The sequence below is a fragment of the Enterococcus sp. AZ156 genome (assembly GCF_051714165.1).
Lineage (GTDB): Bacteria > Bacillota > Bacilli > Lactobacillales > Enterococcaceae > Enterococcus_B > Enterococcus_B pernyi.
Genome location: NZ_JBIORI010000001.1, coordinates 2393678 through 2406846, shown reverse-complemented (window position 1 = coordinate 2406846; position 13169 = coordinate 2393678). Strand labels below are relative to the sequence as shown.

At 38.6% G+C, this 13169-nt stretch carries 20 protein-coding genes and 1 pseudogene; 17 read left to right on the top strand and 4 right to left on the bottom strand.

Annotated features, from left to right (window positions below; translation table 11 throughout):
- Positions 1–10: 10 nt before the first annotated feature.
- From sufD to sufB, 4 genes are read left to right on the top strand one after another with little or no spacing between them, the layout of a single operon-like run.
- Positions 11–1300, top strand: coding sequence for a Fe-S cluster assembly protein SufD (sufD, locus tag IGJ95_RS11545; protein ID WP_019724375.1), 1290 nt, complete (start codon positions 11–13; stop codon positions 1298–1300).
- On the top strand, positions 1297–2532 hold the full coding sequence (locus IGJ95_RS11540; protein ID WP_010734638.1) for a cysteine desulfurase: 1236 nt from the start codon (positions 1297–1299) through the stop codon (positions 2530–2532). Before sufD ends, IGJ95_RS11540 begins: the two co-directional genes overlap by 4 nt.
- Complete coding sequence (sufU, locus tag IGJ95_RS11535) at positions 2519–2989, top strand: Fe-S cluster assembly sulfur transfer protein SufU (protein WP_010734639.1); 471 nt, start codon at positions 2519–2521, stop codon at positions 2987–2989. Before IGJ95_RS11540 ends, sufU begins: the two co-directional genes overlap by 14 nt.
- 4 nt (positions 2990–2993) lie before the next feature.
- Positions 2994–4385 (top strand): Fe-S cluster assembly protein SufB, encoded by a 1392-nt coding sequence (gene sufB / locus IGJ95_RS11530; protein ID WP_010734640.1) that lies wholly within the window; start codon positions 2994–2996, stop codon positions 4383–4385.
- A gap of 85 nt (positions 4386–4470) precedes the next feature.
- Here sufB and IGJ95_RS11525 read toward each other — a convergent pair whose 3' ends face one another.
- The 3 genes from IGJ95_RS11525 to IGJ95_RS11515 all read right to left on the bottom strand — a co-directional run bounded on the left by IGJ95_RS11525 (position 4471) and on the right by IGJ95_RS11515 (position 6675).
- On the bottom strand, positions 4471–5643 hold the full coding sequence (locus tag IGJ95_RS11525) for a tyrosine-type recombinase/integrase (protein ID WP_438745330.1): 1173 nt from the start codon (positions 5641–5643) through the stop codon (positions 4471–4473).
- Positions 5644–5922: 279 nt separating this feature from the next.
- A complete protein-coding gene (locus IGJ95_RS11520; protein ID WP_023520247.1) occupies positions 5923–6327 on the bottom strand; it encodes an ImmA/IrrE family metallo-endopeptidase in 405 nt (134 codons plus the stop codon).
- A gap of 9 nt (positions 6328–6336) precedes the next feature.
- Positions 6337–6675 (bottom strand): helix-turn-helix domain-containing protein, encoded by a 339-nt coding sequence (locus IGJ95_RS11515; protein ID WP_074799438.1) that lies wholly within the window; start codon positions 6673–6675, stop codon positions 6337–6339.
- Positions 6676–6978: 303 nt separating this feature from the next.
- Between IGJ95_RS11515 and IGJ95_RS11510 the strand changes: the two genes are divergently transcribed.
- The 13 genes and pseudogenes from IGJ95_RS11510 to IGJ95_RS11450 form a co-directional block, all read left to right on the top strand.
- Positions 6979–7182: a hypothetical protein gene (locus IGJ95_RS11510; RefSeq protein WP_104871654.1), complete on the top strand. Its 204-nt coding sequence runs from the start codon at positions 6979–6981 to the stop codon at positions 7180–7182.
- A gap of 3 nt (positions 7183–7185) precedes the next feature.
- Positions 7186–7494: a DUF771 domain-containing protein gene (locus IGJ95_RS11505; protein WP_104871653.1), complete on the top strand. Its 309-nt coding sequence runs from the start codon at positions 7186–7188 to the stop codon at positions 7492–7494.
- 17 nt (positions 7495–7511) lie between these two features.
- Complete coding sequence (locus IGJ95_RS11500) at positions 7512–8267, top strand: phage antirepressor KilAC domain-containing protein (protein ID WP_438761918.1); 756 nt, start codon at positions 7512–7514, stop codon at positions 8265–8267.
- 11 nt (positions 8268–8278) lie between these two features.
- Complete coding sequence (locus IGJ95_RS11495) at positions 8279–8485, top strand: hypothetical protein (protein WP_438761916.1); 207 nt, start codon at positions 8279–8281, stop codon at positions 8483–8485.
- Positions 8482–8607 carry a hypothetical protein gene (locus IGJ95_RS11490; RefSeq protein WP_264082993.1) on the top strand — a complete coding sequence of 42 codons (126 nt, stop codon included), beginning with the start codon at positions 8482–8484 and terminating at the stop codon, positions 8605–8607. The genes IGJ95_RS11495 and IGJ95_RS11490 overlap by 4 nt, the downstream gene beginning before the upstream one ends.
- Before the next feature lie 218 nt (positions 8608–8825).
- Positions 8826–9167, top strand: a complete 342-nt coding sequence (locus tag IGJ95_RS11485; RefSeq protein WP_438761914.1) for a hypothetical protein — start codon at positions 8826–8828, stop codon at positions 9165–9167.
- The gene (locus IGJ95_RS11480; protein ID WP_206855112.1) at positions 9160–9834 is read left to right on the top strand and encodes a DUF1071 domain-containing protein; all 675 of its coding nucleotides are present in this window, start codon (positions 9160–9162) and stop codon (positions 9832–9834) included. Before IGJ95_RS11485 ends, IGJ95_RS11480 begins: the two co-directional genes overlap by 8 nt.
- 5 nt (positions 9835–9839) lie before the next feature.
- Positions 9840–10526, top strand: coding sequence for a putative HNHc nuclease (locus IGJ95_RS11475; RefSeq protein WP_438761911.1), 687 nt, complete (start codon positions 9840–9842; stop codon positions 10524–10526).
- 3 nt (positions 10527–10529) lie between these two features.
- Entirely contained in the window at positions 10530–11276 is a 747-nt protein-coding gene (locus tag IGJ95_RS11470; RefSeq protein ID WP_438761909.1) for a helix-turn-helix domain-containing protein, read from the top strand.
- A gap of 12 nt (positions 11277–11288) precedes the next feature.
- The gene (locus IGJ95_RS11465) at positions 11289–11582 is read left to right on the top strand and encodes a hypothetical protein (protein ID WP_229078077.1); all 294 of its coding nucleotides are present in this window, start codon (positions 11289–11291) and stop codon (positions 11580–11582) included.
- Positions 11572–11736 (top strand): hypothetical protein, encoded by a 165-nt coding sequence (locus IGJ95_RS11460; protein ID WP_010733960.1) that lies wholly within the window; start codon positions 11572–11574, stop codon positions 11734–11736. Before IGJ95_RS11465 ends, IGJ95_RS11460 begins: the two co-directional genes overlap by 11 nt.
- Positions 11729–12031: a hypothetical protein gene (locus IGJ95_RS11455; protein WP_438761907.1), complete on the top strand. Its 303-nt coding sequence runs from the start codon at positions 11729–11731 to the stop codon at positions 12029–12031. The genes IGJ95_RS11460 and IGJ95_RS11455 overlap by 8 nt, the downstream gene beginning before the upstream one ends.
- Positions 12028–12252: pseudogene (locus IGJ95_RS11450) on the top strand (MazG-like family protein); the annotation flags it as partial. The gene IGJ95_RS11455 and the pseudogene IGJ95_RS11450, both read left to right, overlap by 4 nt.
- 301 nt (positions 12253–12553) lie before the next feature.
- Here the strand turns inward: IGJ95_RS11450 and IGJ95_RS11445 are convergent.
- On the bottom strand, positions 12554–12799 hold the full coding sequence (locus IGJ95_RS11445; protein ID WP_071866024.1) for a toxin-antitoxin system, toxin component: 246 nt from the start codon (positions 12797–12799) through the stop codon (positions 12554–12556).
- Between the last annotated feature and the right edge of the window lie 370 nt (positions 12800–13169).

Here is a 13169-nt window from a genome sequence, read left to right as displayed (position 1 = left end):
GAGCACATCTATGAAAGACATTAAATGGCTCGATCATCTTGACGCTGTTACAGATTTTTCATTCAGTAAAGGTGAACCGGAATGGATGACGACGCTTCGTCAAGAGGCGCTGAAAAAAGCAGATGAACTACCATTGCCCCATATCGAACGTGTGAAATTCCACCGTTGGCCATTGTTTTCAATCAATGAGTTGACTGATCAGACACCTGAATCTGGAAATGTTGCGGCATTTGATGCGATGAAAGACAATCCATTAGTCGTGCAACAAGGCACCTTGACTGTCTTTGAGCAATTATCCGCAGACCTTGCAGAACAAGGAGTGATCTTTACAGATCTATTTACTGCGATGCAAGAATACCCTGAATTAGTCCAAGAATATTACATGACGAAAGCTGTTGAAATGGACGAAGATCAATTGACTGCACTTCATGCCGCATTCATGAATAGTGGTTTGTTCTTATACGTACCAAAAAACGTGGTCATCAAAGAACCGATCGAATCCCTGTTTATCCAAGAAGGCGCATTTTCGCAACACTTCTTTAAACACGTCTTGATCGTCGCAGATGAACACAGTGAATTCTCTTACTTGGAACGATTCCAAACAACTGGAGAAGAATTACAAAAAGTCTCTGGGAATATCATTGTTGAAGTCATCGCCAAAGCCGGTGCCAAAGTCAAATATGCAGCAGTCGATCAATTAGGCGAAAATGTCACAGCATATATGAACCGTCGTGGACATATCTTACGGGATGCTTTTGTGGACTGGGCAATCGGAGTGATGAACGATGGGAATATCGTCGCTGATTTTGATTCAGATCTTGTCGGTGAAGGCGGACATGCGGAAGTCAAGATCGTGGCAATCAGTTCAGGAAAACAAACGCAAGGAATCGATACCCGGGTGACAAATAAAGCCCCACATACGATTGGACATATCTTGCAACATGGTGTGATCCGCGAACGTGGTACGTTGACATTCAACGGTATTGGACACATCTTGAAAAAAGCCAAAGGTGCCGATGCCCAACAAGAAAGCCGTGTCTTGATGCTTTCAGATAAAGCCAGAGGCGATGCCAATCCGATCCTCTTGATCGATGAACACGAAGTTACAGCAGGACATGCCGCAAGTGTTGGACGTGTCGATCCGGAAGAAATGTATTATTTGATGAGTCGAGGCTTACGAAAAGAAGAAGCAGAACGTTTAGTCATTCGTGGCTTCTTAGGGTCTGTCTTAACTGCGATCCCAGTTGAAGCGGTGCGCAAAGAACTAGTGGCAGTTATTGAAGGGAAGTTAAATGTATGATTTCTCCAGAACGTATCCGTCAAGATTTCCCGATCTTATTTCAGGAAGTCAATGACGAACCCCTGGTGTATTTAGACAATGCAGCGACTACGCAAAAACCCAAACAAGTGTTAGCGACTATGACGCATTATTATTCCGCAAACAATGCCAACGTCCATCGAGGCGTGCATACATTAGCTGAGCGAGCAACCCATGATTATGAAGCTGCCAGAGAAAAAGTTCGTCGTTTTTTAAATGCTCAAGAGACCGCCGAGATCCTTTTCACTCGTGGAACGACCACAAGCTTGAATTGGGTAGCACAAAGCTATGGCGATGCCTTTGTCAAAGCCGGTGATGAAATCGTGATCTCTTACATGGAGCATCATTCGAACATCATCCCTTGGCAACAGTTGGCAAAACGAACTGGCGCTACTTTGAAATACATCGAATTGACCGAAGAAGGCTTTCTTGATCTAGAACATGCCACTTCGATCATTACAGAAAAAACCAAGATCGTGTCGGTCGCCCATGCCTCTAATGTATTAGGTGTCATCAATCCGATCCAAGAGTTGGCGACGATCGTTCATGAAAAAGGCGGAATTTTGGTGGTGGACGGTGCACAATCTGCCCCACACATCAAAATCGATGTCCAATCTTTAGACTGTGACTTCTTTGCCTTTAGCGGACATAAGATGTGCGCAACGACCGGAACAGGTGTATTATATGGAAAACGGAAATGGTTGGAACAAATGGAACCCGTTGAATTCGGTGGAGAAATGATCGACTTTGTTGGCCTACAAGACAGCACATGGAAAGAACTTCCCTGGAAATTTGAAGCAGGCACACCAAACATCGCCGGTGTGATCGCACTTGGCGCTGCCATCGATTATCTTGAATCGATTGGTCTAGCAGGCATTCATCAATATGAAGAAGAACTTGTTGGTTATGTCTTACCAAAACTGCAAGCAATCGAAGGCTTGACGATCTATGGACCAAAAGACCCGACCCAACGTACAGGTGTGATTTCCTTTAACTTAGAGAACCTACATCCCCATGATGTAGCGACTGCTCTTGATATGGAAGGCGTCGCCGTTCGTGCCGGTCATCATTGTGCCCAACCATTATTGAAGTATCTAGGGGTTGCTGCGACAGCTCGTGCCAGCTTTTACATGTATAACACAAAAGCAGATGCCGATCGTTTCGTCCAAGCAATTCTCGCAACAAAGGAGTTTTTCCAACATGGCGCTATCTAAATTAGATAATCTTTACCGTCACGTGATCTTGGACCATTCATCCCATCCACATCATCGTGGCACGTTGACGGAATCAACGAATAAAATTGAAATGAACAACCCCACCTGTGGGGATGTCATTGAATTACAAGTCGAGATCAAAGACGGCAAAATCAATAATATCGCCTTTGACGGCAGTGGTTGCTCCATCAGCACAGCCAGTGCCTCAATGATGACCGATGCGGTCATCGGCAAAACAATTGCAGAAGCAGAGCAATTGACGGACGACTTTTTACTACTGGTCCAAGGAAAAGAAGTCGCAGAGCTTGAATCACTAGGGGACGCTGCCATGTTAAGTGGTGTCGCAAAATTCCCCGCGCGTATCAAATGCGCAACACTTGCCTGGAAAGCACTAGGCAAAGCAATGGAAGAAGACGGTACTGCAACCGTCCATCATGAGCACAAGGAAAAGGAGTGAGCAAATGGGCGTACCAGAATTAGAAGAATATAAATTTGGCTTCCACGACGATGTGGAACCCGTTTTTAGTACAGGAGAAGGCTTGACCGAAGAAGTCGTTCGAGAAATGTCACGAATCAAAGAAGAACCAGAATGGATGTTGGAGTTTCGTTTGAAATCTCTGGAAGCATTCAACAAAATGCCTATGCAAGACTGGGGACCAGACTTATCTGACATTGATTTCAATGCCATCAAATATTACCAAAAACCAAGTGACCGACCTGCTCGCGATTGGGATGACGTACCAGAAAAAATCAAAGAAACCTTTGAACGAATCGGTATTCCAGAAGCCGAACGTGCTTATTTAGCCGGCGCTTCAGCCCAATACGAATCAGAAGTCGTATACCACAATATGAAAGACGAATTCGAAAAACTCGGCATCGTCTTTACCGACACAGATTCTGCATTGAAAGAGTATCCTGAACTATTCAAAGAATACTTTTCAAAACTCGTGCCACCAACAGATAATAAACTAGCCGCACTAAACTCAGCCGTTTGGTCTGGAGGTACGTTTATCTATGTACCAAAAGGCGTCAAAGTCGATGTCCCATTACAAACCTACTTCCGAATCAACGCCGAAAACACCGGCCAATTCGAACGTACGTTGATCATCGTGGACGAAGGCGCCAGCATCCACTATGTCGAAGGCTGTACTGCACCAACCTATTCAAGCAACAGCCTACACGCAGCCATCGTGGAAATCTTTACCCGTAAAGACGGCTACTGCCGCTATACAACGATCCAAAACTGGTCCGACAACGTCTATAACCTCGTAACTAAACGAGCAAAAGCCTACGAAGGCGCGACCGTTGAATGGATCGACGGCAACTTAGGAGCCAAAACAACCATGAAATACCCAAGTGTCTACTTAGACGGACGAGGCGCACGAGGCACCATGCTATCCATCGCATTTGCCGGAGCCAACCAAATCCAAGACACAGGCGCAAAAATGATCCATAATGCACCAAACACTTCAAGCTCGATCGTCTCAAAATCAATTTCAAAAGACGGCGGCGAAGTAAACTACCGAGGCCAAGTCACCTTTGGAAAAGACAGCGCCGGCTCGATCTCCCATATCGAATGTGATACCATCATCATGGACGAATGGTCCAAATCTGATACCATTCCATTCAACGAGATCCACAACAGCCAAGTCTCGTTGGAACACGAAGCAAAAGTCTCCAAAATCTCAGAAGAACAACTTTACTACCTCATGAGCCGCGGCTTGACCGAATCTGAAGCCACAGAAATGATCGTCATGGGCTTCGTCGAACCATTCACAAAAGAACTACCGATGGAATATGCGGTAGAGTTGAACCGGTTGATTAGTTATGAGATGGAAGGCAGCGTTGGTTAAGGTTAAATTACCAATGATTTCAAGCTTTTCATGGGGTGGGTGATTGACATTTGCCACAAATTTGCCACAAAAATAATAAAAAAATTTAGGAGTGCTCTTTGAGTGCTCCTTTTTCGTTCATATAGTTTTGGTAGAGTTTTAAAGAATCATCTTCGATTTTTTCTGTAATGTGCATATAAATGTCAGCAGTCACACTTATAGTGCTGTGCCCAAGTCGAGTACTGACATACTTTATGTTTGCCCCGGATTCTAGTAAATGAACTGCATGGCTATGCCGCAAAGCATGAGGGGAAAGTACAGGGACATTCGCACGTTCACATGTTTTATAGAAAAATTCTCTAACAACTGAATGGCGCAAATAGTTGCCGTTTTCGTTTGAAAATACCATAGATTCATTTATTGGGCTATCGTATGACCGATACCTCAAAATACATTCATTCTTGTTTATTTTATGTTTTTTTAGCAGGTGAACAAGACGATCATCAATTTTGATCGTACGAATACTTGTTTTTGATTTAGGTGGCGTAATTATGGAATTGTTATGATCATCGTAAGATAGTGATTTGTTTACTGATAATTTATCTCCGTCAATATCTGACCACTCTAACGCCAAAGCTTCGCCTAATCGGAGACCAGTACTCGCTAACAGGTAGAATAAGACGTAATATTGAATAGAATGAGCGTATTTACCTAATTTATAAGAGGATAAGTATTCTAACATTTGAGCAAGCTCATTTTTAGAATAGAATTTCAATTTCTGTTCTTCTTTAGCGGTTGGGAGTTTTATTTTTTTTGCAACATTTTTTTCAAGATAGTTGAGTTCATAGACTGCAGTCTCTAATGCATCGTGTAACACATTTAGATTTGATCGAATTGTGTTTCTTGTTTGTTGTTTTGTGGTATCTAGGTCATTTACCCACTTAACAATATCTGTACGGGTTATTTCCTTTAAACTCATCATTCCAAACGTAGGTAATATATGAAGTCTTATGGAACGTTCTAACCTAAGATAAGTTGATTGTTTGATATTTGGTTTTTTGTAAACTTCGAGCCAATCCTCCAAATAGTCGGCCATTAATATGTTATTAGCTCCAATCTGAACACCGTTATTATATTGTCTTTCAAGTTCATTTGCCGCAGCTTGTGCATCTCTCTTTGTTCTAAACCCACTTTTCGAAACTTCTCTAAATTTTCCGTTATCTTTATATCGAATACGAAAACGCCACTTTCCGTTTTCTTGTTGCTTGATACTAGCCATGATAATCAACACCTTTCTTAGACATTCTAGGACTCTAACACTGCTAACTCTTTATCTTGAAAGCCTGTTGTTTTTTTACTAACGCAATATCTCCTTCGGATATTTCTATTTGAGACAAAACATCATTTGTTAGTATTAAATTTAAGTAGTTATCCATGTCAATATTAAATTTTGCTTCATTCTGTAGTAAAAAACCGTTTGGTATAGTCAAATTTTTTTCGGACATAATGAATCCCTTTTCAAGAATGTATGTTCGTTTTTCAGGCAAAAAAATAATAATTAAACTGCAACTTCGTTTCTTACCATTTCTAAAATAAGATTTCTGATAGTAGATTCGCAATTGTAATCTAGTTCATAGTAGTCCATAAATGAAAAAATGTTTATTTGATATGGATCGATATGACATTCAGATAAAAAATCGTAGAGTAAATTCTCAATCATAAATCGATCAGCTTCATATTCCATTTTAGTTCTGAAATAAAATATCTTGTAGAGCTCAATAAATTCTTTGTGATCTACAACATGCTTTATTTCATGATAAATTGTTTTTCTTCTGTCTTCTTGCGAGAGGCTGCAGTTAACGAAGATAGTATGCTCTTCTTCGATATAGCAGCCATCTGATTCCATTTCAACATAAGCAATACCTACGCCACATTCATCAAGTACCTTTTCTAATAACTGCATACACTCACCTCACTTCGAACTTTGTCTACCTTCTATATAAGCGCGAATTGCCGCTCTGTCTATCTCGGTCAGTGGTTTGCCACCAAAAGTCATAGCGTTGTCGAGCATCTTGTCTAAGTCGTCAGGCACACGCTCCTGTGTCGAATTAGGGTTGTCTGTGCGTCCTAGTAAGTAATCAATTGATGTGTCGAAATAATCTGCTATTTTTTTTAACTTATCTGTTCCAGGTACTCTTTTTTTCCATTGATAAATCGTGTTTGTCGGGAGGCCTACTTTGTTTTCAAGTACTGAGACACTAATACTTCTAGATTTGCAGAGCTGCTTAATCCGTTCCACTAAAATTTCCATTTTAATCACCTTTAAAGCTCAGATAGAATATAACTAATATTTTTATTAGTTATCAGTTGACAACTAATAAAAATATTAGTATACTTCATTCATAAGCTAGTTATTTAGCTAGAAACAAAACTAAAGAGAACCAATAAAATTCAAATTTTCGAGGTCGGCAAACTTAGAAATATTGATTTATGGCTTTTTAAAGTCTTATTTAGCTATACCTATATACTAATATATTTATTAGTTAAATGTCAACGATTAGTTTAATTTCTAGCTATATTCCTAGGTTAAATATATGAGAAATGAGGTGACGTTATGGTCATTGAAGATTTTCATGAAATGGTCCTGATTCAAATGAAACGTCAAGATAAAACCTGGAAATACCTAGGAGAACTAATCGGAACTTCACCGACATACGCCAAGCAAATTGTAGAAGGTGTTCAAAAAGGTCCTAAAGCCCAGGAATACAAACGTATAATTGCCAACGATTTACAGATTGTAATAGTAAAGGGGGTGTAATTGATGTTTCCACAACAAAAACAGTCAGTGACGGTGGATATTCAGGTTGATGACGCTTACTGGAAAGAATATGCAGACTCATACCTCAAAGAATTGTTCGAACACTATTTACGACCACAGTTTTTAACTATTGCTGACATGGAAAAAATTACTCGTAGAAAACGAGCGTGGATAATGGAATACATTGTCGATGACCCATATGTGCGGAAAAACAAGTTAGCTAAAAAAGATACAGATGGTAAATGGATTTTTGATGCCGAGAATATTCGACCGTTTTTAAAACGATTATTTGATAATTTACCAGATTATTAGAGAATGGAGGCAACATAATGAATCAACCACAAATTTTTTATTTCGAACAAAACGAAGTTCGAACAATCTTAGTAAATGACGAACCATATTTTGTAGGTAAAGACGTTGCAGAAGTCTTAGGATATAGAAACACTCAAAAAGCAATCCTAAATCATGTGGATGAAGAAGACAAGGGGGTAACGAAATGGGACACCCTTGGAGGAAAACAAAACATGACAATCATCAACGAATCAGGGTTATACAGCTTAATACTTAAATCCAAGCTTCCAAACGCAAGAAAGTTCAAACGTTGGGTAACGAGTGAAGTTCTACCAACAATTAGAAAGAACGGCGCATACCTAACCGATCAAAAAGCGTATGAGATTACACACAATCCAAACTCACTAGCAGATCTGTTGTTACAAGCAGGTGAACAATTAAAACAAAAAGATTTGGTTATCCAAGAAATGCAACCTAAAGCATTATTCTCAGATGCAGTAAGAGGGAGCGTTAATTCATGTTTGATTAAAGAATTAGCCACGATTCTAAAACAAAACGGTATAAATATTGGGCAAAATCGTTTGTTCATTTGGTTAAGAGAGAATGGTTATCTTTGTCGAGACGGACGACGTAAGAATCAACCAACGCAACGTTCTATGGATTTAGGAATTATGGACGTGAGGGAGCATGTACGCACGAATTCTCAAGGTGAGTTAGTGACAAAGTTCACGCCTCTTGTTACTGGTAAAGGACAGCAATACTTTATAAATAAATTTTTGAATGAGGATGTATAGGAGGTAAGTTGATGACTTATACAGTACAACAAGAACATCAAATTCTCAATCTTATTAGGCTACGTAGAAAAGAATTACAAGATGATCGTGCAGCGCTTAGAAAAGCCGATGAGCTTTCAGATAGACAAGCAGAGCTGATTGCGACTGAGCTTGAAGATTTACGCAAGTTTAATGGTTTTGATGAACCTATTAGATTCCAAGGAAAGGAGAACATATGAAACGAAAAGAAGCTTTGAAAAAAGGAAAGGTGATTGCTGATCGATGGTGGTATGACAATAAGTCAACTTTCTTAAGTCAACAGGTAATCAATAAACAAAAGAAATGGCAGGAGATCAAATGAGACTAAGACAAAAATTAAAAGAGTATCTATTTTACAGACATGTTTTTTATTGTCCGGATTGTCGCTACACATTACGTTTTAACAATAATTTACTACAGCAGTATCATCCATGGGATGGACCGTATTGTCCAAAGTGTGGAGAAAAGATACAAAAAAAGTGACTCAGCCGACCAAAGCAATGAGTCACAATCTAAACATATCTAAGGAGATTTTAGCATATGAATAATGAACTTTCCACTTTAGATGAATATTTAACTAATCCTGATTGGGGAAAAATGAATATCAAAGAAACAAATAACCGAAAAATAAGACGAAATCTTTTGACGGATGAAGAACTAGCATGTGATCAAGATGATCTGGGAAATTTTGTGAGTCTTTGGGATCATATCTATCTTATCCATCTATCAAAACATTCAAATAAACCTGAATATATTTACGTCATCGAAGACGGCTTGATTGATGCGCTTGAAGAGTACGAGAGAGGAAATTTGATCGATATCTCATACTACGGGCAAGGAAAAAAATATATCGCTGATATGGAGGCGAAGTTTTATGAGTGAAGCAAAAAATATCACGAATTTTGAAAAACTATCAAGTAAAAAGTTAGATAAAGTTTTAAAAAAGAAAGGACAGTTTGATTATTTATCGTGGGCACGCGCTTGGGAGATCATGAAAAAAAGTGATCCAAAATCAAGAGTAACGATTAACGAATATAAACACTTTAGTGTTGTTTCAGGAACCCATCAAGATTTTCTTGTGGAAGAGTTTAAACCCTATTTATTAGATGAAACGGGTGTCTATGTTTCGGTGTCTGTAACGATCCATGGAATCACAGAAACTGAGCTTTTTCCAGTAACTGATTATACGAACAAAGCGGTCATAAAACCAAATGCTACTCAGATAAATAATGCACTTAAACGATGTTTTGTTAAGGCGTTAGCGTTACATGGTTTAGGATTGTATGTCTATCAAGGCGAGGATATACCTGCACCACAGAGAATCGACATAAAAAAATTAAATATGTTGGAAGAAATCCTAGGGATATTCAACGAAGAAATGGGAGAAGATATGACTCCGATGTTAATTGATTTTGTAAACGAGCAGACTGCGAAACTAGGGCTGATTGCTGACAATGTGGAAAGTCTTGAACAGTTATCTTATGAACAATGTGGGCTGTTGGAAAGAGCAATTGCTAAAAAACGAAATGAATTAAACAAGAAGAAGTGATGTAAGTGTTTAATTCATTAATCGATTCCTATTCAGCAGTTCTTAGAAAGTTCAATAGAAAAGACATTGCCGCAACAATCAACGAAGAAGTAAACATTGAACGACTTAAAACGATGTACGAAGGCTATGAAGGTGATCGGATCATTGAAATTCGCTTTATTGATCCACGTCGCTTCACGATCCAACAAAGAAATTTCATCTATGCGCTCATAGGGGATATATTCATCGATACGGGCACACCAACGGACTTCTGGAAGGAATTCTTCTATTTCCGTTTTGAAGGTGTCACAGGGCGCAAAATAAGCCTGAAAGATGATTCTAGTACAACCGTGAGCGATGCGAATATCTTAGCGAACATCATTATAGATTTTATTTTTGAACATCATATTCCATTCAAAGAAGGCTATGAAATCTTACCAGCGAATCAAGAATACTACTTCTACAAGTGTATTACGAAAAGAGTCTGTTGTATTTGTGGAAGAACAGGAGCTGACATTGATCACTTCGATAAAGCATTGGGTAGACGAAAACGTAAAAAAATTGATCATTCAGAATACACTTACGCAGGACTTTGCAGAATACACCACACAGAAAAACATCAAATCGGTGTAACTAATTTTAAAAATAAGTACCAAATCAAAGGGATTAAGTTAAATCAAGAAACGATCAAAAAGTTAAATATTGGAGGATAAAAAGTGGATCACAGAGGATATTACGCTATCATACCTGCAAATGTTAGATATGACGATTCATTGATACCTAGTGCAAAACTTCTTTATGGAGAAATCACAGCTTTGTGTAATGAAAAAGGTTATTGCTGGGCTAGTAATGAATACTTTGCCAATCAATACAAAGTAAGTAAGCCAACAATTCAGAATTGGCTAAAGTCACTTGAAGAAAAAGGCTATATCTACCGAGAAGTTAAGTACAAAGAGGGTAGTAAAGAAATCGAGGCTAGGTATATAAGAATTCTTGGTGGGGGTCACCAAGAAAATTTGGTGGGGGGTCACCAAGAAATCTATCAAGATAATAATACATCTATTAATAATACATTTAATAATACAAAAGAATATATAAGAGAGTTACCGCCTTCGAAAAAATCGAAGGCTAAGCCCATCCGTCATAAATACGGGGAATATAAAAATGTTCTCTTGTCAGATGACCAAATGGAGAAACTCAAAACAGAATTCCCTAATGATTATCAAGAAAGGATTGAACGGTTATCCGAGTATTGTGAATCAGCTGGTAAAACTTATAAAAATTACTTGGCCACTATTCGAAGCTGGGCAAGGAAAGAAAAAAGTGAGCCTAAGAAGATGAATAGTAGCTACAAGCGCACAGGAAGACGAGAGACACTTCCTGAATGGGCAATCGACCAAGAAGCCTATCAAAAGAAAAAAGCGCTAGAACGATCAAATAAGCCTCGATGGGATGAAGCGTAAGGGGGAGAAGATTTGGATATTAATTTTGACTACTTAGGATTAATTAAAGAAATCGCTAAGTACAAAAAAGATGAGGAGTATGACATTTTAGGAATCGTACATGATCAACTGGCAGCAGTTAATCTCGAACAGATCAAAAATGATCGTAGATGTTGGGCGAAATTACGTCATTATTATGCTTTTTACATTGATCGTACAAAACTAAGGGAAACAGCTTATATGAAATTGCTTTTTTGGGAATGTATCAAAGGATTAAAAGCACATTTAAGAGAACTCGAAAGACAAGGGTACTGTCATGGAAATTAATGAGTTGAAAGCTCAAGTGGAGCTAATGCACAAAGAAGCGATGAGGCAAAGCGCTTCGTATGAAGACAAATGGTTAAATACATTTCACGGCGGACGTGAGAGTGCACTTGATCAAGTACTCAAATTATTGAAAGGAGACTGTCAGGATGGATAAGAAAGCAGCAATGAAACAAATTGCTGAATTAACCAGTGCGGAATCTTGGCAAGAAGATGAAAAAATCATCGTAGAAGTACAAAAGCTTGGTAAAAAGATATGGACTGAGAAGCTTAGAAGAAAAACACCGAGGAAAATTGCAATTTGGCATGGCGACAGAATTCTAATTACAGGCACAGCTGAACAGTTAACAGAAATTACTGGGCTGTCAAAAAATATCATATGGAGCAGAGCGAAGCATATGGATATTGATTCTAAGGGTCGTCAATTTAAATACATGGAGGAAGAAAAATGAACGAACTAACAATGAATATTGAGAAATGGGCTAAAAATAAAGGATTGGATCAGGCTCAACCAGAGAAGCAGATGTTGAAAGTAATTGAGGAACTTGGAGAGGTCGGCGCTGGCATGGCTCGTGGCAATTTAGAAGCCGTAAAAGATGGTATCGGAGACACGCTTGTTACTCTTATCATTTCAGCTATGCAGCATGGGTTGACTGCTGAGGAGTGCTTAGTATAGGCTTAGAACGAAATTAAAGGACGTACTGGGCAAATGGTTGATGGGGTGTTTGTAAAGTCTTAGTGATCTGGAGGACAGCAAATGAAAAAACTAATTATGCTCATTGTGACTATAGGAATGGTTTTTAGTTTATCGGCACGTCGTTAATTTACAAGAGTTTCTTGAAAAGTAAGCCAAGGGATAGATAATCTCGCTGCCATTCTCATCTGTTAGAGATTAGCAATTATTGTAAAGGAAGTCGTAAAAGGAAAATTTACCGTATTTTGCTGAGATAGAAAAGCCCCTTTCTGAGTAGAGGCTAATTAAAACTCACACTTTGCTCTTTTAATTGTTTAATTACTTCAGCAACATAAGTTTCTTGAAATTTTTTTTCAAACTCTTCTATAAATTTTTTTGATGTTAAATCAAAATTTTTTTCTGAATACTCAATTAGTTCATTGGGTGTATCGAATTCTGCAATAATTGAAGCACTGTCAAAAGAATCTGCTACTTGTAATGAGACAGTTTTCATTATTGATACAATATCAACTTGTGTTTTTAGCATAAATTTCACTCCTTTATATAAGTTTAACACATAATTGATGAATAGTAGTGTGTTTTATAATTCTATACATTCATTGTGAAATAAATGAGATAAAGTGAATGGGTCTCCGACGATACTGAGGTTAAAAACCGTAGTGAGATTCTTTGGATGATGCCAATCTATATGAGTTTACACAAACTGAAAGAGACTCACGGAGACAACGAGTACGACAAACAATACCTACTGATCATCGGACTTGCCAAGTTGCGGTTTGGGGTAGAGGCCAGCAAATGAGTGATTGGGAAAAGGATAATGAAAAGAGTAATGATTAGCAAAGCCATACGTCGCTTAAGAAGTTACCTGTACACTTAAGCTACAAAAGATGCAGAGA